A 24,658-nucleotide genomic window follows, 5' to 3' on the forward strand; every position below is an offset into this window, starting at 1 on the left:
GCTCAGGCCCCGACGCAGGTCTCGACTCAGACCTCGCCGGCACCTGCCTTGGAGGCGGAACGGGCCTGCAGGCGCTTGACGGCCGAGTTGGCGCCGCGCTTGGAGGTCACCCGGATGATGGCCGAGATGCCGGCCGAGATCACCGCGAAGGAGATGGCGCTGACGAGGTTCTCCTCGGTGTCGTCCAGGTCCTTCGGGGCGTCATGGCCGGTGACCGCCTTCCAGCCGAACTCCACGAGCTTGGCGCCGACGATTCCTCCGCCGATGGTGATGCCGGTAGCGATGAGCTTTTCCACGAGGTTGTTCACGTCGGTTCCTCCAGAACTCCAGGACGATGTCGGTGGTCGGTGTCAGCCTAACGGCTCGCCCCCCGCCGCTGTGGCCTATGATGGACGGACACTGTGAACGACAGGGGAGCACCGCACCGGTGCTGAGAGTGCGCGGACGCGCAGACCCTCGAACCTGCTCCGGCTAACACCGGCGAAGGAAGTCGAGTTCTCTGATGAAACGTCAGGACACCGTCCACCGAGACCCGGCCGCCGGGTCCTCGTGGAGTACCGTTTCATCCCCCTCCTTGGATCCTTGAGGAGGACAACCATGGTCTCTGTACAGACCGAATCAGCAGCATCGAACACCAAGAACCCCCAGCAGCCGCGCCGTTCCTGGCGGGTGGTGGACATCGTGGTGGCGGCCGTCATCGCGGTGGCCTCCGGGGTGATCTTCTGGGCCTGGAACCTGGCCTATGCCGGGCTGAGCCCCGCCTTCGCGGCCTTCCCGCCCTCCTCCGCCCTCGTGGCGGGGATGTGGCTGTTCCCGGCCGTCCTGGGCGGCCTCATCATCCGCCGCCCCGGCGCGGCGCTGTTCACCGAGCTCGTGGCCGCCACCGTCTCGGGGCTGCTGGGCTCCCAGTTCGGGCTCACCGTGCTGGCCTCCGGGCTGATCCAGGGCCTGGGCGCGGAGCTGATCCTGCTGGCCTTCCTGTACCGCCGCTTCACGCTGCCCGTGGCCCTGCTGGCCGGACTGGCGACCGGGATCTTCGGCGGCATCAACGACGCCTTCATCTTCAACTGGTTCCCCGAGTACACGCTGGAGTGGAAGTACATCTACGTGGCCCTCGTGGGGGTCTCCGGCATCGTGATCGCCGGGCTGCTCTCCTGGCTGGCCACCCGCGGGCTCGCCGCCACCGGGGCCCTGTCCGCCCTGCCGTCCCGCCGGGCCCACCAGGAGCCGGTGGTCTGATCCATGCCGGGAGCACTACTGGAGGCCGAGGGCTGGGGCTGGCGTCACGCCGGCCGGCCCGCGGCCGCCGTCGCCGGCCTGGACCTGACGGTCCCCGCCGGTCAGAAGGTGCTGCTGGCCGGTCCCTCCGGCGCCGGCAAGTCCACCCTGCTGTACGCCCTGGCCGGGGTGCTGGATCCCGCCGACGAGTCGGAGGAGACCGGCCGGCTGCTGGTGGACGGGGCCCCCGCGGGGCAGCTGCGCGGCCATGCCGGGCTGGTGCAGCAGGACCCCGAGACGCAGGTCATCCTGTCCCGGGTGGGGGACGACGCCGCCTTCGGCGCCGAGAACCTGCAGGTCCCGCGGGAGCAGATCTGGGACCGGGTCCGGGACGCGCTGGAGGCGGTGGGGCTGGGGGAGGCCCAGGGGATCGCGCTGTCGCGAGACACCTCGAAGTTGTCCGGCGGGCAGAAGCAGCGCCTGGCCCTGGCCGGGATCCTGGCCATGCGGCCGCCGCTGATCCTGCTCGATGAGCCCACGGCCAACCTGGACCCTGCCGGGGTGCTGGAGGTGCGCGACGCCGTGCTCGCCGTGGTGCGGCGCACCGGCGCCACCCTCGTGGTGGTGGAGCACCGGCTCGCGGTCTGGGCCGAGCACGTGGACCGCCTGCTCGTGCTGGAGCCCGGTGGCGGCATCAGCCACGACGGCACCCCGGGCCGGCTGCTGTCCCCGGGGCCCGGGTCGGTGCGCCAGGAACTGGCCGCCGCCGGCCTCTGGGTCCCCGGCCACGTCCCGGTTCCCGCCCCCACCCCGCACAACTGGAGGTCGAATCCGGCCCAATCTGAGGCTGTTTCGGCCGCGGACCGGGCCGCTTCTGACCTCCAGTTGCAAGATGGGCGGGGGCAGGAGGGCACGACGGCGGCCGGTCCGGATCCGCTGCCGGCGCGCCTGCTGCTGAGGGCGGGTGGACTGTCCGTCTCCAGGGAGCCGGTGAAGCCCGGGTGGCGCCGCCGCTTCGGTGCCGCACCGGAACCGGCCCAGCGGGACCTGGACCTGACCCTTGAGGCCGGCGAGGCCGTCGTCGTGACCGGGGCCAACGGCAGCGGGAAGTCCACGCTGCTGCTGACCCTGGCCGGCCTGATCCCGGCGCACGCCGGCACACTCACCGCCGGACCGGCGCTCAAGGGCGAGCAGGGGACGCGGCTGCCCGAGGACCCGTACCGGTGGAAGGCCGCCGACCTGGTGAGCCGGATCGGCACCGTGTTCCAGGAACCCGAGCACCAGTTCGTGGCGACCACCGTCCGGGACGAGCTGCTGTTCGGGCCGCGCCACGCGCGTGACCCGGGGACCGGGCGGCGGCTCTTCTCGGACGAGGAGGCCGCCGGGCGGGCCGAGGCCCTGCTGGTGGCCCTGCGGCTCACCGAGCTGGCCGAGGTCAACCCCTTCACGCTCTCGGGCGGGGAGAAGCGGCGGCTGTCCGTGGCCACGGTGCTGGCGGCCGGGCCGGAGGTGGTGTTCCTCGACGAGCCGACCTTCGGCCAGGACGCGACCACGTGGGCCGTGCTCGTGGGCCTGCTCCGCGGGATCGTGGCGGAGGGCCGCTCGGTGGTCGCCGTGACGCACGATGCGGACTTCGCCGCCGCGCTTCAGGCCCGCACGCTCACCTTGGAGGCCGCCGCATGAGCGAGCCCTCTAGCGCCTTCAGGGCAATCCACACCGGTGAGGATTGCCCTCAAAGCGAGGCGGGGGCGCCGTCCCGGCCGGTCGCGGTCTCCGCGTTCGAGAGGGCCAACCCGCTGGCCAAACTCGTGGCGCTGCTGCCCGTGACCGCGGTGCTCGTGGCCACCATGGACTGGGTCTCCTCCGGGATCGTGCTGGCCGCCGCCCTGGCGCTGCTGCCGGCGTCCGGGATCCGCGTGGGCGAGTTCCTCCGCCGCGCCTGGGTGCTGGTGGCCGCGGCTCTGGTCTCGGCGTGGGGCACCGCACTGGTGGGGGAGGACTCCGGCGCCGTGCTGCTGGCGGCCGGACCCGTCACCCTCTCGGAGGGCTCGGTCCTGGCCGGGATGGCCACGGGCCTGCGCATCCTCGCGGTGGCGCTTCCCGGGGTGATGGTCTTCATCACCACGGACCCCACCGACCTGGCCGACGCCCTGTCCCAGAAGATGCGACTGCCCGCCCGGTTCGTGCTCGGCTCCCTGGCCGCCTTCCGGCTGCTGGGTGTGCTGACGGAGGAATGGCGGACCCTGGGTCAGGCGCGCCGGGCGCGCGGCGTCGGGGCCGGCGGCAACCCGTTCCGGCGGCTGGGCTCCTGGCTGGGCCAGGTGTTCGGCCTCATGGTGCAGGCCATCCGACGAGCCACCAAGCTCGCCGTGACCATGGAGGCCCGCGGCTTCGGGGCGGGGGAGCGCACCTGGGCCCGGGAATCGACGTTCACCCGGATCGACGTCCGGGTGATGCTCGGCGGCTTCGCGCTCGCCGCGCTGGCGGTGGGGCTGTCCGTGGCGAGCGGGGCGTTCAACCTGGTCTGGGCGTGACTAGCCCGCCCCGTTCGGGCCGTGGTCGCCCGGGGCGAGGTCCTCGGCCAGGAAGGCGTTGAGCTGTTCGGTGAGGTCGGCGTCCTGGGGCAGCTCCTCGCCGTCCAGGTGCGTCACGGGGGCCACCAGGCGCACGGAGGACACCAGCCACACGGCGTCGGCGTCGAACAGGTCCGCCGGCTCCAGCGGGCCGTACCCCAGCGCCCACCCGGCCTGCGCGGCGGCGGCGAAGATCGTGCCCTGGGAGGTCCCGGCCAGGATGCCGGAGCTGCGCAGCGGCGTGACGAGCTCCACGCCGTGGGTGCCATCCGCCTGCGGGACGCGGCGGGCCATCAGCACGGTCGAGGTGGGCCCCTCGAGCACCTTGCCGTCCGAGGACGTGAAGATCACGTCGTCGGCTCCCTGGGAGGAGGCGAAGCGCAGGGCGGCCATGTTCACGGCGTAGCTCAGCGACTTGGTGCCCATCAGCAGCCACGGGGCCCGTTCGGACGCCCCGGAGTCGAAGCCCCGGTCCAGCAGCAGGACCTTCAGCCCGCGCTCCCGGGCGGCCGCCATGCCCTCCGAGACGGGGGAGACCAGCACCCAGTAGGTGCCGGTGAGTTGCGCCGGGACCTGCGGGCCCGGCGCCGTGGTCTCGGCCAATTCCCCGTCGGAGCCGACGTCGGCCGCGCCCCGCACATAGTGCCCGCCCCCGGGTGCCCCCTCGGGGCCGCGGGTGGCCACCAGCTTGACCACGGCATCCGCGCCCGGCATGCCCCGGGCGAAGGCCGCCAACCCCGCCGCCGCCGCACGGCGCCACGCATCGGTTGGGGGAAGGGGGATCTCCAGGGCCTCGGCGGACGAGGCCAGCCGCGCCAGGTGGGACGCCTCCTTGCGGACCCGGTGGCTGGTCAGCCCCTCGGCGGCGGCCCCGTGGACGACCCCGGCGGGGCCGCCAGCGGACGCCACAGCGGACATCGTCTCGAACACCCCGTCGCCCCGGGTCGCCCCCTGATCGGTCACGAGCAGCGCCGGCAGTCGCGGGTCGGCGACCCGCAGGCGCACCCCTGAACCGGAGCCCGCAGCGGTACCGGCCGGGCCGGCGTCGGGCTCCAGGAAGACGACGACGGACCCTCCTGGACCCGGGACGAACGCCCCGGAGGAGTCGGGGGAGTCGGAGGAGGCGGGGGAAGCGGGCGTGGCTGACATGGTCCCAGACTACGCAGAAGGGCGGGGCGCATCATCGATGCGCCCCGCCCTGCGTCCTCATCCGGTCAGACCCGGACGGTGTCCTCCCGCTCCGGCTCGGCCCCCGCCAGCTCGGGATCCGAGTAACCGTGGCTGCGCTCCAGGGAGGAGCCCTCCACGTCCACGTTCGGCAGGATCCGGTCCAGCCACTTCGGCAGCCACCAGGCGGCGTCGCCGAACAGGTGCATCAGGGACGGCACCAGCAGCACGCGGACGATGAACGCGTCCACGAGCACGCCGAACGCCAGGCCGAAGCCGATCGGCTGGATCATCGCGGAATCGGAGAAGACGAAGCCGCCGAACACGCTGATCATGATGATGGCCGCGGCGATCACCACGGACCGGCCGGCGCGCAGGCCCTGCTGGACGGCCACCTTGGCCGGGGAGCCGTGGGCGTAGGCCTCGCGCATGCCCGAGGAGATGAACAGCTGGTAGTCCATCGCCAGGCCGAACAGCACACCCACCATGATGGTCGGCAGGAACGCGAGGATCGGTGCCGGGTTGTGGACCTGGAAGATCGGCGCCAGCCAGCCCCACTGGTAGATGGCCACCACTCCGCCCATCGCGGCGAAGGCGGACAGGATGAACCCACCCGTGGCGATCAGCGGCACCAGCAGCGAGCGGAACACCACGATCATGATGATCAGGGACAGCCCGACGACGACACCCAGGTACAGCGGCAGGGCGTCGGCGAGCTTCTCCGCCACATCCACGAAGCCGCTGGTGCTGCCGGCCACAGCGAGGTTGGTGGCCTCCGACGTCGGCTCGGTGTCGCGCAGCGTGTGCACCAGCTCCTCGGTGGAGACCGCGTTCGGCCCCTCCTCCGGGACGACCTGGAACATGGCGATGCTGTTGTCCTCGGACACGGCGGCCGGGACCACGGAGGTGACGTGGTCGAGGCCCTTGATCTGCTGGGCCACGTCCAACTGGACGCCCGTGATCTCGGAGTCGCTGAGGCCCTCGGGGAGGTCCACGGTGGCCACGAGGGGGCCGTTGCGGCCCTCGCCGAACCTCTCACCGATGGTCTGGTACGCCTGGTGACTGGCGGAGTCCACCGGTTCGGAGGCGCCGTCCGGCAGGCCGAGGCGCATGGAGAAGAACGGGATGGCAATCACGGCCAGTACGGCGACGGAGACCACGGAGGTGAGCACCGCCCGGAGGTTGGACATCGGCTTCGGCGCGTGGTGGCCGGCGGCGCCGGTGGCGGCCTGGACGTCCGCCACGGCCGCGGCATGCTTGCCGGAGCTGGTGGCGGCAGCAGCCGCGGCGTCGACGGCGGCACGCTCCTTCTTCGAGAGCACCCGGTGCTTCGCCAGGCCCAGCATGGCCGGCATCATGGTGATGGCGATCATCACGGCCAGCGCCACGCAGACGGCGCCCACGGTGCCCATCAGGCCCAGGAACGGGATGCCCGTGACGTTCAGGGCGGCCAGGGCGATGACCACCGTCAGGCCTGCGAACACCACGGCGTTGCCGGAGGTGCCCGTGGCCAGCCCGATGGACTCGTGCAGTGCCACGCCGTCCTTCAGCTGGCGGCGGTGCCGGTTGATGATGAACAGGGCGTAGTCGATGCCCACGGCGAGGCCGAGCATCAGGCCCAGCACCGGGGTGACGGAGAGCATGTCGATGACGCCGGAGAACGCCAGCGTGCCGGCGGCGCCGATGCCCACGCCGATGAGGGCGGTGAGGATCGGCAGCCCGGCGGCCACGAAGGTGCCGAGCATGATGAGCAGCACGATCCCGGCGATGACCAGGCCGACGATCTCGGCCGGGCCGATGATCGAGGGGATGGCCTGGGACAGGTCGTTGGCGGGAAGCGCCTCGACGCCGTCGAGGTCCGCCTCGGTCAGGGCGGCCACGACCTCGTCCTTGACGGCCTGGTCGACCTCCAGCATGGGAGCGGCGAACGTGATGGTCCCGATCGCGGTGGTGCGGTCCTCGGAGACCGTGGAGTAGTCCTCGGTCAGGGCCAGCAACTCCTCGCCCTGGGCCAACTCGGTCTCGCCGTCCTGCAGCTCGGCGGCGGAGGAGTCCAGGGTGGCCTGGTTCGCCTCGATCTCCGCCGTGCCCGCGTCGAGCTGGGCCTGACCGGCCTCCAGCTGCTGCCGCTGGGCGTCCAGAGCGGCCTGCTGCTGCTCGAGCTGGGCCATCATCGCGGCCGGGGCGCCGGCCGCCTCGGCCTGGGCACGGGCCTCGTCCAGCTGGGCCTGGCCGGCGTCGAGCTGCTCGGCGCCGGAGTCCAGCTGGGCCTGGGCGTCCTCGGCCTGGGCCACGGCGTCATCCAGCTGGGCCTGGCCGTCCGCCAGCTGCTGCCGGCCGTCCTCAAGCTCGGCCCGGCCGTCGGCGAGGTCCTGCCGGCCGGTGGCCTTCTGCTCCTCGGTGGCGAAGGGGTCGAGGATGGAGTCCACCCCGTCGATGTCCTCGACCTCGGTCAGGAGCGCGGAGATCTGCTGTTCCTGCTCGCCGGTCAGCTCGGTGCCGTCGTCCGTGCGGAACACCACGGTCCCGGCGCCGTTGGCGGCCTCGGGGAACTCCTCCTGGAGCCGGTCGGTGACCTGGCTCGTGGGGGTGCCCGGGATGGTGATGGAGGTGGTCAGCGTCCCGCCGAAGGCGAGGAACCCACCCACAGCGAGGGCCAGCACCACGAGCCAGCTCCCGATCACCGTCCAGGGTCGTTTCGAGGACCCGAATCCGAGTCGGTAGAGCAGTTCGGCCATGCGGCGTTTCTCCTTGCGGGACGGTGGGGAAGAGTGAGGTCCGCCGAACACTATAGTAGACGTAACGTCTCGTATTGAAATTCATGGTGTGGAATGGATCATGCCCAGATCCGGGGAAGAGGGGGAACGCCTGTGAGCGTCGAACAACGCGGTCGGCCGCGCAGCGAGAAGTCGCGGGTGGCCGTGCTGGAGGCCGCCGCCGGTCTGATGGTGGACCGCGGCTACGAGGACCTCACGATCGAGGGCATCGCCGCCTCAGCCGGGGTGGGCAAGCAGACCATCTACCGCTGGTGGGGCTCGAAGGCCGGCGTGGTGGTGGAGGCACTGGCCGAGGGGTACCTGCAGATGCCGCTGACGGCGCCGGCGGACACCGGGGACCTCCGGGGCGACCTGCGCGGCTGGCTGCTGGAGCTCAAGGGGGAGATCGAGGCCCCGGAGGTGTCCCGCCTGGTCCAGGCCATCATGTCCGCCCTGACCTCTGCCGGGGAGACCTCCTCGGCCATCCACGAGACCCTGATCCAGCCGATCATGGACGGCCTGGACGCACGGTTCGTCGCGCATGAGGCCGCCCACCCGGCCGGGCTGTCCGCGCCGCCGCACTTCCTCGCGGAGACGGTGGGGGCCTCCCTGCTGCTGCATGTGATGTTCGCCCGGCCGCTGACGGTCGAGTGGATCGATCAGCTGCTGGACCTGGTGGTTCCGGGCTCACCGTAAGCTGGGGTGATGCTCTGGCCTGTTGCCGAGTTCGGCTCCTACCCCTTCTGGCTGACCGTGGCCTTCTGGATCATCGACGTCGGCATCCGCGTGCTGCTGCTGGGCATCGTCCCCGGCGGGCGCCGGCCGGCCGTGGCCATGGCCTGGCTGCTCGTGATCTTCTTCCTGCCCCTGCCCGGCCTCGTGCTGTTCCTGCTGCTGGGCACCTTCCGGCTCGGCGGGCAGCGCCGTTCCCGGCAGAAGGCGGTCAACGAGGCCCTCGGGCAGGCCACCGCCCACCTGCGCCTGCCCAACGACGCGGGCATGGCGCCGCGCTACGTGGTGTCCGCGGCGCGGCTGACCCGGAACCTGACGAGCTTCCCGATGCTGGACGGCAACGGCTTCGAGTTCATCACCGACTACCGCGCGTCCATGGCGCAGATGGCCGAGGAGATCGACCGGGCCACCGACTACGTGCACATGATCTTCTACATCCTCGCGGACGACCCGAAGGACCGCCAGGGGTACTCCTCCGTGGTCCTGGACGCGCTGGAGCGGGCCCACGCCCGGGGGGTGACGGTGCGGGTGCTCTACGACCACTTCGCGTCCTGGCGGGTGCCGGGATACGGGGCGATGCGACGTCGGCTGGACCGCGCCGGCATCGAGCACCACCCGGCCATGCCGGTGCTGCCGCTGCGCGGCAAGTACCAGCGGCCGGACCTGCGCAACCACCGCAAGATCCTCGTGGTGGACGGCCTGGTCGGCTTCACCGGATCGCAGAACCTCATCGAGCCCGGGTACAAGCGGGCCTCCGCGCACCGGATGGGCCGCGAATGGGTGGACCTGATGGCCCGGGTCACCGGTCCCGTGGTGTCCTCGCTGGACCTGGTGTTCGTCACCGACTGGTACGCGGAGACCGGCGACGAGCTGGAGGGCAGGTTCCGGGAGCCGGATCCTTCCGAGTTCGAGATCGACGAGGGTAGCATCGCCCAGGTGGTCCCCTCCGGCCCCGGGTTCTCGCACGAGAACAACCTGCGCCTGTTCAACCACCTGTTCTACTCCGCCCGGGAGCGGCTCGTGGTGGTCTCGCCCTACCTCGTCCCGGACGACTCCATGCTCTACGCCCTGACGACCGCCGCCCAGCGGGGGGTGCAGGTGGAGCTGTTCGTGTGCCGCAAGGCGGACCAGTTCATGGTCCACCACGCCCAGCAGTCCTACTACGACGCCCTGCTGGACGCCGGCATCCGCATCTTCCGCTACCCGGACCCGAACGTGCTGCATTCCAAGCTGTTCACCATCGACCAGGACGTGGCGGTCTTCGGATCCTCCAACATGGACATGCGCTCCTTCTCCCTCAACATGGAGGTCTCCGTGCTCACGGTGGGCTCCGAGATGGTGGAGGCGCTCCAGCCGGTGATCGAGCAGTACCGCGAGGTCTCCGAGGAGCTGACGAAGGAGCAGTGGCGGGACCGGCCACGGGCCCATCGCTGGGTGGACAACGTCTTCCGGCTGACCTCGGCCCTGCAGTAGGTCTCAGGCCTCCGGGAACTCCGAGCCGAGCACGCGCAGCACCCCGTGGGCCTTGGTGCGCACCTCGTCCCATTCCTCTTCCGGTACCGAGTCGGCGGTGATCGCCCCACCCACGCCGAGCGAGAGGTGGGTGGCCTGCGGGGCGGGCCCGGCCGGCGTCGTGCCCGGTCGGTGTGCTGCTGCCGCCGCCGCCGGGACCGGCACGGCCACGAGCGTGCGGATCAGCACGTTCAGGTCCGCGGCGCCGTCGGCGGAGAGGTAACCGGCCACGCCCGAGTAGACGCCGCGCGGGCCCGCCTCGAGCCGTTCCAGCAGGTCCATGGTGGAGATCTTCGGCGCGCCCGTCATGGAGCCCGGCGGGAAGGCGGCGGCCAGCGCGTCCGCCCGCGGCACCCCGGGCTCCAGCTGCGCCGTGACGGTGGAGACCATCTGGTGCACGGTCGGGTAGGACTCGATGGCGCACACCCGGGTGGTGGCCAGGGAGCCCGGCCGGGCGAAGCGGGAGAGGTCGTTGCGGGCCAGGTCTGTGATCATGATGTTCTCCGCCCGGTCCTTGACGGAGGCCGCCAGCTCCGCCGCCAGGGCCCGGTCCCGGTCCGGGGTGGCCCCGCGCGGCCGGGTCCCCTTGATCGGCTCGGTCACCAGCCAGCTGCCGCCGGCCACCGAGGAGACCGCGAGGAATCGCTCGGGGCTCGTGGAGAGGATCTCCAGCGGCCTCGCGGTGCTTCCGGCTGCGGTCCCGGTGCCGGTCCCGTTGTTCCCCTGCCCGACGCCGGCCCCCGCCACCGCGCGCAGGTACAGGGTGAAGGGGGCCCGGTTGGCGGCCGCGAGGCGGCGATAGGTGGACCAGCCGTCGAAGGCGCCGACGGTGGACTCGAGCTGCGTGGTCAGGCACACCTCGTAGGTGTTGCCCTCGGTGATCTCCCCCTGCGCCGCCCGGATGGAGGCCAGGTACTGCTCGCGGGAGTCCCGCAGGGTGAAGACCGGGGCCGGGCCCGGAGCCGGGTCAGGGACCGGCCCCGGCTCCAGGCCGCGCACGGTCCGGTCCGCCCAGGCCGGGCCCTCGGGGTCGTCGGCCCGCCAGTACAACACGGTGGTGCCGTCCACATGGTCCACCGTGGCCCCGCGACCGGGCCGGAACAGCAGCGCCTCGGGCGGGGTGGGCGCCGCGGCCGGTCCGGCCGGTGCCGCCAGCGTGGCCGCCCCGTCCGGTGAGCCGGTCTCGCGTTTGATGCCGTAGCCGATCCAGCCCATCCACCCGGGCCGGAACGGGCCGTCTCCTGCCTCCGGCGCCCCCGCGGTGCCGGGCCAGGCGGATGCCAGCCACGGGAAGAACCCGCCGGGGCGGTGCACCGTGAGGTGGCCGGATCGGACCGTGGTGGTGCCCGCGCGGTGCTCGGCGAGCGGGGAGGCATCGGTGGCCAGGCCGATGAGGGAGTAGCGGCTGCGTTCCGGCGCCGGGGTGACGTCCCGGTCCGAGCTCTCCAGCAGCAGTGCGGTGTCCGCCTGCGGCCCGCCGGCGGCGGCGAAGAGCGCCCGCGGATCCACAGCCGTGGGCAGGGTGCGGCGCGTCCAGCGCTCCGGGCCGGGCGTGGGGACCAGCGTCAGGGCGGAGTCCCATCCGGGCAGCGAGCGCAGCCCCTCCACCAGTTCTGCGGCGGCGCCCGGCGTGGAGGTGTGCCCGTCCACGCGCAGCCAGGCCGCGTCGGCCACGTCGTCACCGGCGAGGTAGTGCTCCTCCTGCGCCGCCCAGCGGTCCCAGTGCGCCGCGAACGTCTCACCGTCACGGGCCAGGGCGCGGTGCTTGCGCTCGGCCTCGTCCATGGACACCCACGCCACCGCGTCCACGAGCGCCCGGGCCTGCCGGTGCCCGGCGCCGACGCCCTCCAGGATCACGACGTCGGCCGGTTCCGTGGTGTCCGCAGGGCCCGGGGCGTGGGTGGTCCAGTCCCACCACCTCCAGTGGGCGGTCCGGCCGGCGGACAGCGGGGTGACGACGTCCCGGACATAGGCGGGGAAGGAGGCGGCGAGCCCGTCCCACCCCGGGTAGACGGAGTCCAGGTGGAACACGGCCACACTCAGGTGGGGGCGCAGCAGGGCGGCGGTCTCCGCGGCCAGCGAGGTCTTGCCGGCGCCGGAGCGGCCGTCGACCGCCAGGATCAGGGGGATCAGGGGGCGGGACGTGGTGCTCATGCCGGGCCTGCCGTGTCCGGGGGGCCAGCGGCCTCGGTGGCGGCGGCGGGTGGTTCGGCGAGGGGATCGAAGGTGTTCAGGGCGTCCGTGGCGGCCGTCAGCACCTGGATGGCTGACCGCACCTGGTCCGGGGTGAAGCCGGCGAGGTGACCGGCCAGATGCCGGGCCATCGGGACGAAGACCCGGCGGCCGTCCTCGGCGGCAGACTGCGTGTGGTCGACCCGGACCCGGCGGCGGTCCGTGGTGGAGGGGGTGCGCTGCGCGTGTCCGTTGGCCACCAGGCGGTCCACGAGGGCCGTGGTGGAGGCGGAGGTCAGGCTCAGCATCCGCCCGAGATCCGTGGGGCTGGTGTCCACCCCTGCGGCCTGCCGCTGCATGAGGATGGTCAGGGCGCGCAGGTCCGTGCGGTGCAGCCCGCTGTGGTGGCCGGCGGCGTCCACCGCGCGGTCGGAGGCCTCGGCGTAGCGGCGCAGGGACTGGATGAGCTGGCCCAGCTCGGCCGGCTGGTCGGCGGAGGGCTCGTCCGGGTATGCCATGGGCCTCCTTCCGCCGGATCGTGACCTGTTGAAGTCTAACGAGCCACCGCAGGCGGTGCCCCGCGCCGCCGTCGGCAGGTGGACGGTGGCTCCGGACACCGCCGGGTGTCGCCGAACACACTTACCTCGATGATCAAGGTAATTAATGTATCGTGGCGCGCATGCCCCATGAGCCTCGCCACCGCGCGCAACCATCAGCCGAGCCCTCCGCCCCGACCTCCTCGGCGCGGAAGGGCGGACCCGTCTGGCTGCGGGTGGTGGCCGCTGCGGTGCTGGTCCTGGCCTGGCTGGCCGGGACTGGGCTCGGCGGGCCCACCTTCGGCAAGCTCGGCGAGGTCTCCTCCAACGACCAGTCCACGTTCCTGCCCGCCTCCGCCGAGTCCACTCAGGCCGGTGAATGGGTCGGGGAGTTCAGCGGGACGGACCAGATCCCGGCCCTCGTGGTCGGCGGGCTGCCGGACGGTCAGGCACTCCCGGAGGACGCGGCGGGGGAACAGGACGCCCTGGCCGGTCTGGGCGAGGACCTCGGGGCGGTCGAGGGGGTCGACCGGGTGATCGGGCCGAACCTGTCCGAGGACGGGGAGGCGGTCCAGTACATCGCGCTCATCGACACCACGACGGCCGAGGCGGACACCGTGGTCGAGGAGCTGCGGACCCTTGTCCAAGACTCCACCGGTGATCTGGAGGCTGCCGGTGACGGCGGGCTGTCCGGCCTCGAGCTGCACGTGGCCGGCCCCGCCGGCCTCGCGGCCGACCTCGCCGGCGCCTTCGCGGGCATCGACGGGCTGCTGCTGGCCGTGGCCCTCGGCGTGGTGTTCGTGATCCTCGTGCTGGTCTACCGCTCGGTCCTGCTCCCCCTGCTGGTCCTGCTGAACTCGGTGGCCGCGCTCAGCGTGGCCATCCTCGCGATCTACTGGATGGCCCGGGCCGACTGGATCAGCCTCAACGGCCAGTCCCAGGGCATCCTGTCCATCCTCGTGATCGGCGCCGCCACGGACTACTCCCTGCTGATGGTGGCCCGCTACCGGGAGGAGCTGCGCCGGCAGCCGCGGGCCTTCGACGCGCTGAAGGCGGCGTGGCGGGGATCCTTCGGGGCCATCACCGCCTCGGCGGCCACCGTGGCCATCGCGTTGCTGTGCCTGCTCGTCTCCGACCTGAACTCCAACAGCTCGCTCGGGCCGATCGCCGCCACCGGCATCGTGCTGGCCTGGGCCGCCACCCTGACGTTCCTCCCGGCCGTCCTCTCCCTGGCAGGGCGCGTCGCCTTCTGGCCCTCGATCCCGCACGCGGGCGTCCCGCTCCGCAGGAAGAAGGCCTTCACGCAGCCGCAGGACGACTCCGGCCGGCCCATCCCCGGGCTCGAGGAGGACCACGGCGTGTGGACCCGGGTGGCCTCCCTCGTGGCCCGTCGGCCGCGTGCCGTGTGGATGATCACCGCCGCCGTGCTGGCGGTCGGGGCCATCGGTGCCACGCAGCTGCAGGCCAGCGGCGTGGCCCAGACCGATGTGATCCTCGGCGAGTCGGATGCGAAGTCCGGTCAGATCGTCCTCGAGGAGCACTTCGACGCCGGCACCGGCTCCCCGGCCACCGTCATCGCCCCGGCCGACCGGGCCGAGGAGGTCCTCGAGGCCGTCGAGGGCACCGAGGGGGTCGGTTCCGCCTACCTGACCGCCGAGGGGGGCGCGCCGGCCGGCACCCCGGACCCGGAGGCGCTCGCCGAGCTGCAGGAGCAGGGCTCCGCCGGACCGCCGCCCGGGGCGACCGAAGGCTCCGGTGAGGCACCCGGGGGTGCCGCCGGGCCGCCGTCGGACCTTCCCGAGGACGTCCCCACGCTGGAGCCGCAGGAGGTGGACGGCCGGGTGTACCTGCAGGCGACCCTGGAGGACCCGGCCGACTCCCTGGCGGCCGAGCAGACCGTGGTCGAGCTGCGGGAGACGCTGCGCGGCATCGACGAGGGCATCCTGGTCGGCGGCACCTCGGCCACCGCGCTGGACTCCAACACCACGGCCCAGCAGGACCTGCGCACCATCATCCCGCTGGTGCTGCTCGTGGTGCTCGGCATCCTGATGGTCCTGCTGCGCTCGATCATCGCGCCCGTGCTGCTGGTGCTGGCCACCGTGCTGAGCTTCGGCACCGCCATCGGCGTCTCCGCGCTGGTGTTCAACGGGGTCCTGGACTTCCCGGGCGCCGACCCCTCGGTGCCGCTGTACGGTTTCGTGTTCCTCGTGGCCCTCGGCGTGGACTACACGATCTTCCTCATGACCAGGGCGCGGGAGGAGGCCGCGCTCCAGGGCACCCGCCCGGGCGTGCTCAAGGCGCTGACCGTCACCGGGGGAGTCATCACCTCGGCGGGCATCGTGCTGGCGGCCACCTTCGCGGCGCTCGTGGTCATCCCGTTGATGTTCATGGTGCAGCTGGCGTTCATCGTGGCCTTCGGCGTGCTGCTGGACACCTTCCTGGTGCGATCGCTCCTGGTGCCGGCGCTGACGTATGACATCGGCCCGAAGGTCTGGTGGCCGTCGAAGCTGTCCAGGGAGCCGCACGTCCGGTGACACAGCAAACGTGCCGGGCCACAGTGATAATCACTGTGGCCCGGCACGATCGGTGTGGAGGCTGAAGACTCAGTTCTTGTGCTTCAGCTCTCCGGTGGCGTTCGAGAGGAACGAGCGCAGGAACCACTGGAACAGCTCCAGTTCGCGGGTCTGGCCCACCAGCAGGTCCTCGGCCATCGGGTCGAGCTTGCCGGCCTCCTCGATGGCGTTGCGGTGGTCGGCGATGACGCCGTCGTAGACCTTGTCGAGGGCGGAGATGTGGGTCAGGGTGTCGGCCCGGCCCACGGCGTAGTCCTCCCAGGTGCGCTCGGAGGTGATGGCCCCCGGGGTGCCCTTCGGGGACAGGCCCATGGTGGCCACGCGCTCGGCGGTCTCGTCCACGAAGCCGCGGACCACGTCGACCTGCGGGTCGAGCATCTCGTGGACGGCGATGAAGTTGGGGCCGACCACGTTCCAGTGGGCGTGCTTGAGGGTCAGGGCCAGGTCGTTGAGGGCGTGCAGTCGCATCTGCAGGATCTCGGCGACGCGGTGGCCGTCCTCCACCTCCAGGCCGGGAACGGTGTACTTCGCGGGGGTGTCCTTCGCTGCCATGGTGACTCCTTCGTGTGGTGTCCCGGCGGCGCGGAATGCGGGTAGTGCGTGCGCCGCGGTGTTGATGGTCCCACCCAACCACCACAATAGTTTCCTCGCAAGCAAACTTAGCCTTGCCTTAGTTATTCTGAGTAGTTCAAAACAATGGAGCGACGTCGGCCGGTCGGGAATGATTTCCGGGTCGCCTCGGTTGTGTGGAGTGAGGCAAACATGAGTCGGGTCGGCTCAAGGCAGATTGACAGGAAATGCCCCGCCATGAAACCTTGAGTCTTGAACGCTCAGGTGACCGGATCGCAGGGACCCCCTGCAGCCGATCCGGCCACCGTGCGGCGTCAGGCTCCTGTAGCCCGAAGAACCATCCGTCCGTGAAGGAAAGGAACAGCCCATGTCCCGTGCAGTGGGAATTGACCTCGGTACCACCAACTCCGTCGTGTCCGTCCTGGAGGGTGGCGACCCGGTCGTCATCGCCAACGCCGAAGGATCCCGGACCACGCCGTCCGTGGTGGCCTTCTCCAAGTCCGGCGAGGTGCTCGTCGGCGAGATCGCCAAGCGCCAGGCCGTGAACAACCCGGAGCGCACCCTCGCCTCCGTCAAGCGCCACATGGGCACCGACTGGTCCACCGAGATGGACGGCAAGAAGTACACCGCGCAGGAGATCTCCGCGCGCACCCTGATGAAGCTCAAGCACGACGCCGAGGACTACCTGGGCGAGAAGGTCACGGACGCGGTCATCACCGTGCCGGCCTACTTCAACGACGCCGAGCGCCAGGCCACCAAGGAGGCCGGCGAGATCGCGGGCCTGAAGGTCTCCCGCATCATCAACGAGCCCACCGCCGCGGCGCTGGCCTACGGCCTGGAGAAGGGCAAGGAGGACGAGCTCATCCTGGTCTTCGACCTCGGTGGCGGCACCTTCGACGTCTCCCTGCTCGAGGTGGGCAAGGACGAGGACGACTTCTCCACCATCCAGGTCCGCTCCACCGCCGGTGACAACCGCCTCGGCGGTGACGACTGGGACCAGCGGGTCGTCGACTGGCTGCTGGCCCAGGCCAAGTCCAAGGGCGCCGACCTGTCCAAGGACAAGATCGCCCTGCAGCGCCTGAAGGAGGCCGCGGAGCAGGCCAAGAAGGAACTCTCCTCGGCCTCCTCCACCAACATCTCCCTGCAGTACCTGTCCGTGACCGCGGACGGCCCGGTGCACCTGGACGAGCACCTCTCCCGCGCCAAGTTCCAGGACCTGACCTCGGACCTGCTGGAGCGCACTCGCAAGCCGTTCGAGGACGTCATCAAGGAAGCCGGCGTGTCCGTCAAGGAGATCGACCACGTGGTCCTCGTGGGTGGCTCCACCCGCATGCCCGCCGTGGCCGAGCTGGTCACCGAGATGACCGGCGGCCAGGAGCCGAACAAGGGCGTGAACCCGGATGAGGTCGTGGCCGTGGGCGCCGCCCTGCAGGCCGGCGTGCTGGCCGGTGAGCGCAAGGACGTGCTGCTGATCGACGTCACGCCGCTGTCCCTGGGCATCGAGACCAAGGGCGGGGTGATGACCAAGCTCATCGAGCGCAACACGGCCATCCCCACCAAGCGCTCCGAGACCTTCACCACCGCCGAGGACAACCAGCCCTCCGTGTCCATCCAGGTGTTCCAGGGCGAGCGCGAGTTCACCCGGGACAACAAGCCGCTGGGCACCTTCGAGCTGACCGGGATCGCCCCGGCCCCGCGCGGCATGCCGCAGGTCGAGGTCACCTTCGACATCGACGCCAACGGGATCGTGCACGTCTCCGCGAAGGACAAGGGCACCGGCACCGAGCAGTCCATGACCATCACGGGCGGCACCTCGCTGTCCAACGAGGACATCGACCGCATGGTGAAGGACGCCGAGGCGCACGCTGACGAGGACAAGAAGCGCCGCGAGGCCGCCGAGCAGCGCAACCAGGCCGAGCAGACCGCGTACTCCGTGGACAAGCTCCTCAAGGAGAACGGGGACAAGCTGCCGGAGGACATCAAGACCGAGGTCCAGGCCGACGTCGACGCCCTCAAGGAGTCCCTGGAGAAGCCGGCCGGCGAAGAGAGCGACAACGAGGTCAAGGCCGCCTACGAGAAGCTGCAGGCGTCCCAGACCAAGATCGGCGAGGCCCTCTACGCCTCCCAGGCCGATGAGGCCGGCGCCGCCGGTGCCGAGGGCACCGAGGGTGCCGCCGGCTCGGCCGAGGACGAGGACATCGTGGACGCCGAGGTGGTGGACGAGGAGGAGCCGAAGGACGGCGAGTCCAAGTAGGGCCCACCCCCGACCACCCACCCCAGCTGAATCACCGGCCCGCCGCCTTCACGGCTGGCCACCGGACCCGGGCCGGCCGGTCCTGCAGCTCCGCTCCACGCGGGGGCAGGGCCGGCCGGCCCCGGGGCACCGGAGGAAAGGACGATGGAGTATGCCGCACCACGGTAACGACGAAGAGCAGGAGCGCGAGGAGCCGGTGAGCTTCCAGGACAAGCGCCGGATCGACCCGGAGACCGGCAAGGTCCGCGAGCAGCCGGGCCAGGCTGCAGCCGGCGGGGCCGCCGAGGCCGGCGGGGCCGCCGAGGGGGATGCGCTCTCCCAGGCGGAGCAGATCCTCAACGAGGCCGGCGGGGACTCCGCCGACGCCTCCGATGAAGGCGTCACCGGCGCACAGGACCCGGACTACGCGGACGTCAGCGCCCGCGAGGAGGAACTGCGCAACGACCTGCTGCGCATCCAGGCCGAGTTCGTGAACTACAAGCGCCGCGTGGAGCGGGACCGGGACGTGGCCAAGGAGAACGCCGTCCAGTCCGTGCTGACCGCGATGCTTCCGGTCCTGGACGACGTCGACGCGGCCCGGGCGGCCGGGGACCTCACGGACGGGCCGTTCGCGGCGATCGCCGCGAAGCTGGACACGGTGCTCACCGGCTTCGGCCTGCAGCGCCATGACCAGGAGGCGCTGGCGGGGCAGCCGTTCGACCCCGCGCACCACGAGGCCGTGATCCGCCAGCCCCACGAGGAGGTCCCGGAGGAGCACATCGTCCAGGTCTTCCGCAACGGCTACGTGCGCGGCGAGCGGGTGCTGCGCGCCGCCCAGGTGATGGTCTCCGCCGGGGAGGGCTGATCACCCCGGCTGTCATCTGAGTACCCCGAACGCCACAGGAAAGGAGGCACCATGGCCTCGCAGGATTGGGTGGACAAGGACTTCTACGCCACCCTCGGTGTCTCCAAGGACGCCTCGGAAGCGGACATCAAGAAGGCCTACCGCAAGCTGGCCCGGAAGTACCACCCTGATCAGAACCCCGGGGACGAGGCGTCCGAGCTGAAGTTCAAGGAGGTCACCGAGGCCAACTCCGTGCTCTCCGACCCGGAGGAACGCCAGCAGTACGACGCCATCCGGGCCATGGGCTCCGGCGCCCGGTTCTCCGCGCCCGGATCCGGCTCCGGGGCCGGTGCGGGCGGTTCCGGGGGCTTCGAGGACATGTTCGGCGGCCTGTTCAACACCGGTGGCAGGCCGCGCGGGGGCGGCGCCGGTGCCGGGGACCTGCCGCCCGAGTTCGCGGACCTGTTCGGCGGCTTCGGCGGCCAGGGCGGAGGCCGTGGGGGCTTCGGCGGCTATGGAGCCCCCAGCAAGGGCGCGGACCGGACCGCCACCACGTCGATCTCCTTCGCCGGTGCCATCCGCGGCACCACGATCTCCCTGCGGGCGGCGGACGGCGAGGTCATCGACGTCCGTATCCCCGCCGGGATCAAGGACGGGCAGAAGGTCCGCTCCCGGGGCAAGGGATCCCCGGGATCCGCCGGCCCCGGCGACCTCATGGTGACGGTCCACGTCAAGGACCACCCGTTCTTCCACCGGGACGGGATGAACCTGCGGGTCGAGGTGCCCATCACCTTCGACGAGGCCGCTCTGGGCGCCACGATCGAGGTGCCCACGGTGGAGGGCTCCGTCAAGCTCAAGGTCCCGGCCGGCTCGTCCTCCGGGCGCGTGCTGCGCGTCAAGGGACGGGGCGTGAAGACGTCCAAGGCCACGGGCGACCTGCTGGTCGAGCTGCAGGTGGACGTGCCCACCGACCTGTCAGAGGAGGCCCGCGCTGCCGTGGAGGCCTTTGCCGCGGCCTCGGCCGGGCACCATCCGAGGGCGGGGCTGGCGGACAAGGCCCGGCTGTGACCACCTTCTGGGATGAGCCCGTCTACGTGATCTCGGTGGCCGCCGAGCTGGCGGACATGCACCCCCAGACGCTGCGGCAGTACGACCGGATCGGCCTGGTGGTGCCGCAGCGTCAGGGCGGGCGTCAGCGGCGCTACTCACGCCAGGACGTGGACCGGCTCCGCACCATCCAGCAGCTCAGCCGCGAGGGCGTGTCCTTGGAGGGCATCCGCCGGATCGTGGACCTGCAGTCCGAGGTGGAGCAGCTCCAGAACACCGTGGCCGAGCTCGCCGGCCAGATCCAGGCCTTCCAGGCCTTCGCCCGGTATCCGCGGGTGTTCACCGCGGGCGCGGCCGGGGACGTGACCACCACCTTCGACGACGGCTCGGAGACCTCCGCCGGGCGGTCCCGTTCCCAGCAGGAGACGGCGGCCACCATCGAGCGGGCCCGCCGGGCCGCGCGCTGGCGCCGTCCGGCCGGGGTCCTCGGGGCTGGCCCGGATGTCTTCGAGATCACCGTCGGCCCGGCGGGCACCCGGCCCCCCTCGCTCCCGTCGGCGTCACGGACCCGGAAACGCCGAGGGTGAGCCCGTCCGCCGCAGGCCGGCGCGACGTCTGGGACCCGGCCGACCGCGGCGCCGTCCGGGCCAGGCTGCGCGCCGACATGCGCCGCCGCTCCGTGCTGGGGCCCCGCCAGCGGTCCGCGCTGGACGGACTCGTCCACGCGCTGAAACCGGACTCGATGGGCCGGCCCCACCCCGAGCGGCACCTGCTGGCGTATGACCTGGGCAGCACGCTGCGCCCGCCCGCCGCCGCCGTGGCGGTGGGGGAGCCCGAGGCCGCGACCCACCTGACCTGGCAGGTCTCCGGGATGGGGATCCACGTGCACACCGCCATGTGGGGCTCCGTCCGGGAGGCCGCCCAACTGTGGGCCGCGCAACGAGACGCTGGGGCGGAACGGCCCTGCGTGGTGGCCTGGCTCGGCTACCAGCCGCCCGGGCCCTGGGGAGCGCTGTCCGGGCGGTCAGCGCTCCGCGGCGGTGCCCGGCTCGCCCGCCACCTGGAGGGGTGGTCCGACTCCCAACACCGGCTCGGCGGGCCACGGCCGCATACCGCCCTGGAGGCCCATTCCTACGGGACCGTGGTGGCCGCCCGGGCGCTGCAGATCCTCCGGCGCCGGGAACCGCCCGTGGAGCTGGATGCCCTCGTGGTGTCCGGCCCCGTGGGGCTGCCCCGCGAGTTGGCCGGGGACCCCAGCCTGCTGGGGCTGGGGGCGGGGCAGGTGTTCCTGGCGCAGGCGGGGTCCGACTACGTGTCCCGGGCCGGGCTGTGGCTGTCGCGGCGGCGCCCCTGGTACGGGTTCACCCGGCTGGATGTGGGACCGGACGACTCCCGGGGCCTGGCGGGGAGCCGTGGCCACAACACGTCCCGCCACCGGCCGGACTCAGGGCTGTTCGGCCGGGGCTTCGGCTATCGGGACATCGGCACGGCCTCCCTGCACCGGATCGCCCGGGCCACCACAGGCCTGCCCCTCACCTGACCCGCCCCCGAAGCACTTTGAGGGCGATCCCAACCCGTGGGATCGCCCTCAAAGTGGTGGGGTCAGGCGGTTGGGGTCTGCTTCCCCTCGCCCGCGGTGCCGGCGTCCTCGGCTGCGCCACCCACGCCGGCCGCACCGCCCGCACCACCCGCACCCTCCGCGGGGTCCGGATCCCCGGTGCCGTCCGCACCGTTCTCGGGGGTCCAACCGTCGGCGTAGGTACCGGTGCCGTAGTCGTAGTCCACGGGCTGGCCCTTCTCGTCCGTGCGCTGATACCACTCGGTGACCTGCTCCGCTGTGGAGTCGAAGTCGGCGCCGGCGCCGCGACCCTCGGGGGCCTCGCGGACGGAGAGCTCGAAGTCGTCGCCGTGCTCCTCGATGCCCCGCCGCACGGCGTTGGAGATGGCCGTGCGGGCGTAGTCGCGGCGGATCGCCTCCGGGTCCGTGGACAGGTCCTTCAGGAACGCCACCACCATCAGCAGCAGGATGACGGAGAACGGCAGGGCGATGAGGATGGTCAGGTTCTGCAGCGCGGTCAGGACGGTCTCGCCGCCGGCCAGCAGCATGACCACGGCGATGCCCATCATGCACAGGCCCCAGAAGATGACCACGAGCTTGTTGGGCTCCGGGTTGCCGCGGGATGACATGGTGCCCATCACCACGGAGGCGGAGTCGGCGGAGGTGATGAAGAAGATGGCCAGCACCGCGATCACGATGAACGGGGTGATCTGGGCCAGCGGCAGCTGGTCGAAGAGGGAGAACAGCAGGGACTCCGCGGAGGCCTCACCGTCCATCCCCGCCACCCCGTTCCGGTTCATCCAGATGGCGGCCCCGCCGAAGATGGTGAAGGCGAAGATCAGGATGGAGGTGGGCACGCCCATCACCACCAGCACGAACTCGCGCAGGGTGCGGCCGCGGGAGATGCGGGCGATGAACACGCCCACAAAAGGGGTCCAGGCGATCCACCAGGCCCAGTAGAAGGCGGTCCAGAAGGACTGGAACTCGACGGTGTCCGCGCCCCAGGACAGCGACTTGCCCATCATGGAGAACATCTCGTCCGCGTACTCCATGACCCCGGAGGGCAGCAGGTTCAGCAGGAACAGGGTGGGCCCGGCGATGAACACGAACAGGATCAGGCCCAGGGTCATCAGGATGTTGATGTTGGACAGGTAACGGATGCCGCGGGCCACGCCGGACACGGCGCTGACGATGAACGCCAGCGTCAGGATCCCGATGATGATGATCAGCCCGTTGTTGCCCAGGGTCCCGGCACCGGCGACGATCTGGACGCCCTCGCCGATCTGGATGGCGGCCAGGCCCAGGGTGGCCGCGGTGCCGAACAGGGTGGCGATGATGGCGAAGATGTCCACCACCTTGCCCGCGAAGCCGTCCGTCTGGCGGGCGCCGAACAGGGTACGGAACACCGAACTGATCAGCGGCACCCGGCCGCGGCGGTAGGAGGCGTACGCGATGGCGCCGCCCACCAGGGCGTACATGGCCCAGGCGTGCAGGCCCCAGTGGAAGTGCGACTGCGCCATGGCCTGGTGCAGGGACGAGTCGGTGGCGGCGCCCACCGTGTCCGGCGGCGGGGAGAGGTAGTGGGACAGCGGTTCCGAGGGGCCGAAGAAGAAGATCCCGACGCCGATGCCGGCGCCGAACATCATGGCCACCCAGGAGAACCGCGAGAACTCGGGCTCCTCGTCATCGCGGCCCAGCCGGATCTTGCCGAAGCGGCTGAAGCCGATGTAGAGCATGGCGCCGAGGGCCACGATCGCCGTGATGTTCAGCAGCCAGCCGGCGTTGGTCATGGACCAGCCGAACGCCGCCGTGGACGTCTCGGACACCGACTCCGGAGCCAGCACGCCCCAGGCCACGAAGCCGACGATCAGCACCGCCGTGACACCGAAGACGATCTTGTCCAGGCCGAAGCGGTTGCGCTGCTCGTCCACGCCGATGCCCGGCACCAGGCCGGGGTGGATATCGTGGGGGTACAGTCCCACCACACCGGCGCTGCCGGGCCGGGAGTCGCGTCCGGACGCGGGGTCGGGACTGGTCGGGGAAGGCGTGGTGTCGGGCACCGAGGTCCAATCGTTGTGACCTGCCCAGGGCGCCGCGCCGCAACCGGGCGCAACGGTGGCGCCCTGGGTGGAGGCCGGTGAATGATTCGGCCTACCAGTATTCACCCCGGACAGTCCAGGCGCAAAGGCACCGGCGCGGCGGCGTCAGCCCCGGCGGTAGGTGAGGTCGAAGACCAGGCGCCCCGCGTTCAGCGCCTTGGACTCGAAACTCGTCAACGGCCGCCCCTCGAACCGGGGCGCCCAGCCGCCGCGGTGATCCACCGGGTCCTGGACCGAGGCGCCCGCGGTGGCCTCGCTGACGCCGGCCCGCAGGGTCCCGACGCGCGGGGCCACCGGTTGCGCTCCGACCGTCAGTTCCCGGCCCTCCACCCGCACGCGGGTCAGCGGGGACCCGGCTCCGGCGGCGCGGCCCGGGTGCTCGTTGGCGAACTGCGGGTGGGCGTCCATGACCTCGCGCATGTGGACGGCATAGCTGGACCAGTCGGTGGCCAGCCGCAGCACGCCGCCGGGGGCCAGCACCCGGGCCACGCGGTCGGCGAAGGCGGGGGAGACCAGGCGGCGCTTGTGGTGCTTCGTCTTGTGCCAGGGGTCCGGGAAGAACACCCAGACCTCCTGGACGCCGCCGGCGGGCAGCAACCGGTCCAGGACCTCGGGGGCGTTGGCCTGGAGGCCGCGCACGTTGTCCAGGCCCCGGTCCTCGATCTGCACCAGCAGAGCGGCCAGGCCGGGGGTGTAGACCTCCACGGAGATGAGGTCCCAGTCCGGATGGTCCACGGCACCCTGTACCGTGGACTCGCCGAGGCCGGAACCGATGTCCACCACGAGCGGGGCGCTGCGGCCGAAGACCCCGGCCCAGTCGATGCGGGCGCCCTCGGCCACGGACGTGGCGGCGCGGTCCCGGGGCACCTCCACGATGTAGGTGCCGGCGGCCCGGTCCCACGTCCGCTGCCGGCGGGTGGTCAGGCGGTCTCCGCGGCGCACGAAGGAGACCGGCTCGGTGCGGTACAGCTCTGGATCGGGGCTGTTGTTGTGGCCGTGGGCGTGCTGCGCGGGGGCGCCGCCGGGGGAGGGGGGTTCGCTGCTCATCAGGAGACCAAGGCTACCGGG

At 71.8% G+C, this 24,658-nt stretch carries 18 protein-coding genes, 1 pseudogene and 1 riboswitch; of the genes and pseudogenes, 11 read left to right on the top strand and 8 right to left on the bottom strand.

Annotated elements, in window-relative coordinates; all coding sequences use genetic code 11:
* Window positions 1–26: 26 nt before the first annotated feature.
* Window positions 27–308 carry a DUF4235 domain-containing protein gene (locus AB0K08_RS02785; protein WP_363351413.1) on the bottom strand — a complete coding sequence of 94 codons (282 nt, stop codon included), beginning with the start codon at window positions 306–308 and terminating at the stop codon, window positions 27–29.
* A gap of 92 nt (window positions 309–400) precedes the next feature.
* Window positions 401–506: riboswitch (TPP riboswitch) on the top strand.
* Between the two features lie 91 nt (window positions 507–597).
* Between AB0K08_RS02785 and AB0K08_RS02790 the strand changes: the two genes are divergently transcribed.
* The 3 genes from AB0K08_RS02790 to AB0K08_RS02800 are packed head-to-tail and all read left to right on the top strand — an operon-like array spanning window position 598 to window position 3,752.
* On the top strand, window positions 598–1,239 hold the full coding sequence (locus tag AB0K08_RS02790) for an ECF transporter S component (RefSeq protein ID WP_363351414.1): 642 nt from the start codon (window positions 598–600) through the stop codon (window positions 1,237–1,239).
* Window positions 1,240–1,242: 3 nt separating this feature from the next.
* Window positions 1,243–2,901 carry an ABC transporter ATP-binding protein gene (locus AB0K08_RS02795; protein WP_363351415.1) on the top strand — a complete coding sequence of 553 codons (1,659 nt, stop codon included), beginning with the start codon at window positions 1,243–1,245 and terminating at the stop codon, window positions 2,899–2,901.
* On the top strand, window positions 2,898–3,752 hold the full coding sequence (locus AB0K08_RS02800; protein WP_363351416.1) for an energy-coupling factor transporter transmembrane component T: 855 nt from the start codon (window positions 2,898–2,900) through the stop codon (window positions 3,750–3,752). The genes AB0K08_RS02795 and AB0K08_RS02800 overlap by 4 nt, the downstream gene beginning before the upstream one ends.
* Here the strand turns inward: AB0K08_RS02800 and AB0K08_RS02805 are convergent, their stop codons facing one another.
* The gene (locus AB0K08_RS02805; RefSeq protein WP_363351417.1) at window positions 3,753–4,940 is read right to left on the bottom strand and encodes an aminotransferase class IV; all 1,188 of its coding nucleotides are present in this window, start codon (window positions 4,938–4,940) and stop codon (window positions 3,753–3,755) included.
* A gap of 65 nt (window positions 4,941–5,005) precedes the next feature.
* Window positions 5,006–7,696, bottom strand: a complete 2,691-nt coding sequence (locus AB0K08_RS02810; RefSeq protein WP_363351418.1) for an MMPL family transporter — start codon at window positions 7,694–7,696, stop codon at window positions 5,006–5,008.
* Between the two features lie 132 nt (window positions 7,697–7,828).
* On the opposite strand from AB0K08_RS02810, the gene AB0K08_RS02815 reads away from it, so the two are divergent.
* Both AB0K08_RS02815 and cls read left to right on the top strand, forming a co-directional pair.
* Entirely contained in the window at window positions 7,829–8,410 is a 582-nt protein-coding gene (locus AB0K08_RS02815) for a TetR/AcrR family transcriptional regulator (RefSeq protein WP_363351419.1), read from the top strand.
* Between the two features lie 9 nt (window positions 8,411–8,419).
* Window positions 8,420–9,919: a cardiolipin synthase gene (cls, locus tag AB0K08_RS02820; RefSeq protein ID WP_363351420.1), complete on the top strand. Its 1,500-nt coding sequence runs from the start codon at window positions 8,420–8,422 to the stop codon at window positions 9,917–9,919.
* A gap of 3 nt (window positions 9,920–9,922) precedes the next feature.
* Here the strand turns inward: cls and AB0K08_RS02825 are convergent, their stop codons facing one another.
* A complete protein-coding gene (locus AB0K08_RS02825; protein WP_363351422.1) occupies window positions 9,923–12,112 on the bottom strand; it encodes a chorismate-binding protein in 2,190 nt (729 codons plus the stop codon).
* Window positions 12,109–12,648, bottom strand: coding sequence for a MarR family transcriptional regulator (locus tag AB0K08_RS02830; protein ID WP_363351424.1), 540 nt, complete (start codon window positions 12,646–12,648; stop codon window positions 12,109–12,111). The genes AB0K08_RS02825 and AB0K08_RS02830 overlap by 4 nt, the downstream gene beginning before the upstream one ends.
* Before the next feature lie 161 nt (window positions 12,649–12,809).
* Between AB0K08_RS02830 and AB0K08_RS02835 the strand changes: the two genes are divergently transcribed.
* On the top strand, window positions 12,810–15,200 hold the full coding sequence (locus AB0K08_RS02835) for an MMPL family transporter (RefSeq protein ID WP_363351426.1): 2,391 nt from the start codon (window positions 12,810–12,812) through the stop codon (window positions 15,198–15,200).
* A gap of 69 nt (window positions 15,201–15,269) precedes the next feature.
* Here AB0K08_RS02835 and AB0K08_RS02840 read toward each other — a convergent pair whose 3' ends face one another.
* On the bottom strand, window positions 15,270–15,791 hold the full coding sequence (locus AB0K08_RS02840; RefSeq protein WP_363351428.1) for a DNA starvation/stationary phase protection protein: 522 nt from the start codon (window positions 15,789–15,791) through the stop codon (window positions 15,270–15,272).
* Between the two features lie 385 nt (window positions 15,792–16,176).
* Between AB0K08_RS02840 and dnaK the strand changes: the two genes are divergently transcribed.
* From dnaK to AB0K08_RS02865, 5 genes and pseudogenes are all read left to right on the top strand, one after another.
* Entirely contained in the window at window positions 16,177–18,063 is a 1,887-nt protein-coding gene (dnaK, locus tag AB0K08_RS02845; protein WP_363351430.1) for a molecular chaperone DnaK, read from the top strand.
* A 151-nt stretch (window positions 18,064–18,214) separates the two neighbouring features.
* On the top strand, window positions 18,215–18,907 hold the full coding sequence (locus AB0K08_RS02850) for a nucleotide exchange factor GrpE (RefSeq protein ID WP_363351432.1): 693 nt from the start codon (window positions 18,215–18,217) through the stop codon (window positions 18,905–18,907).
* 51 nt (window positions 18,908–18,958) lie between these two features.
* Window positions 18,959–19,954, top strand: coding sequence for a DnaJ C-terminal domain-containing protein (locus tag AB0K08_RS02855; protein WP_363351434.1), 996 nt, complete (start codon window positions 18,959–18,961; stop codon window positions 19,952–19,954).
* Window positions 19,951–20,304 (top strand): annotated as a pseudogene (locus tag AB0K08_RS02860) (helix-turn-helix transcriptional regulator); the annotation flags it as partial. The gene AB0K08_RS02855 and the pseudogene AB0K08_RS02860, both read left to right, overlap by 4 nt.
* A gap of 212 nt (window positions 20,305–20,516) precedes the next feature.
* A complete protein-coding gene (locus AB0K08_RS02865) occupies window positions 20,517–21,473 on the top strand; it encodes an alpha/beta hydrolase (RefSeq protein WP_363351436.1) in 957 nt (318 codons plus the stop codon).
* A gap of 62 nt (window positions 21,474–21,535) precedes the next feature.
* Here AB0K08_RS02865 and AB0K08_RS02870 read toward each other — a convergent pair whose 3' ends face one another.
* Window positions 21,536–23,551 carry a BCCT family transporter gene (locus AB0K08_RS02870; protein ID WP_363351438.1) on the bottom strand — a complete coding sequence of 672 codons (2,016 nt, stop codon included), beginning with the start codon at window positions 23,549–23,551 and terminating at the stop codon, window positions 21,536–21,538.
* A gap of 144 nt (window positions 23,552–23,695) precedes the next feature.
* Entirely contained in the window at window positions 23,696–24,637 is a 942-nt protein-coding gene (gene trmB, locus AB0K08_RS02875) for a tRNA (guanosine(46)-N7)-methyltransferase TrmB (RefSeq protein WP_363351440.1), read from the bottom strand.
* Between the last annotated feature and the right edge of the window lie 21 nt (window positions 24,638–24,658).

The organism is Citricoccus sp. NPDC055426 (assembly GCF_040677445.1).
Taxonomy (GTDB): domain Bacteria; phylum Actinomycetota; class Actinomycetes; order Actinomycetales; family Micrococcaceae; genus Citricoccus.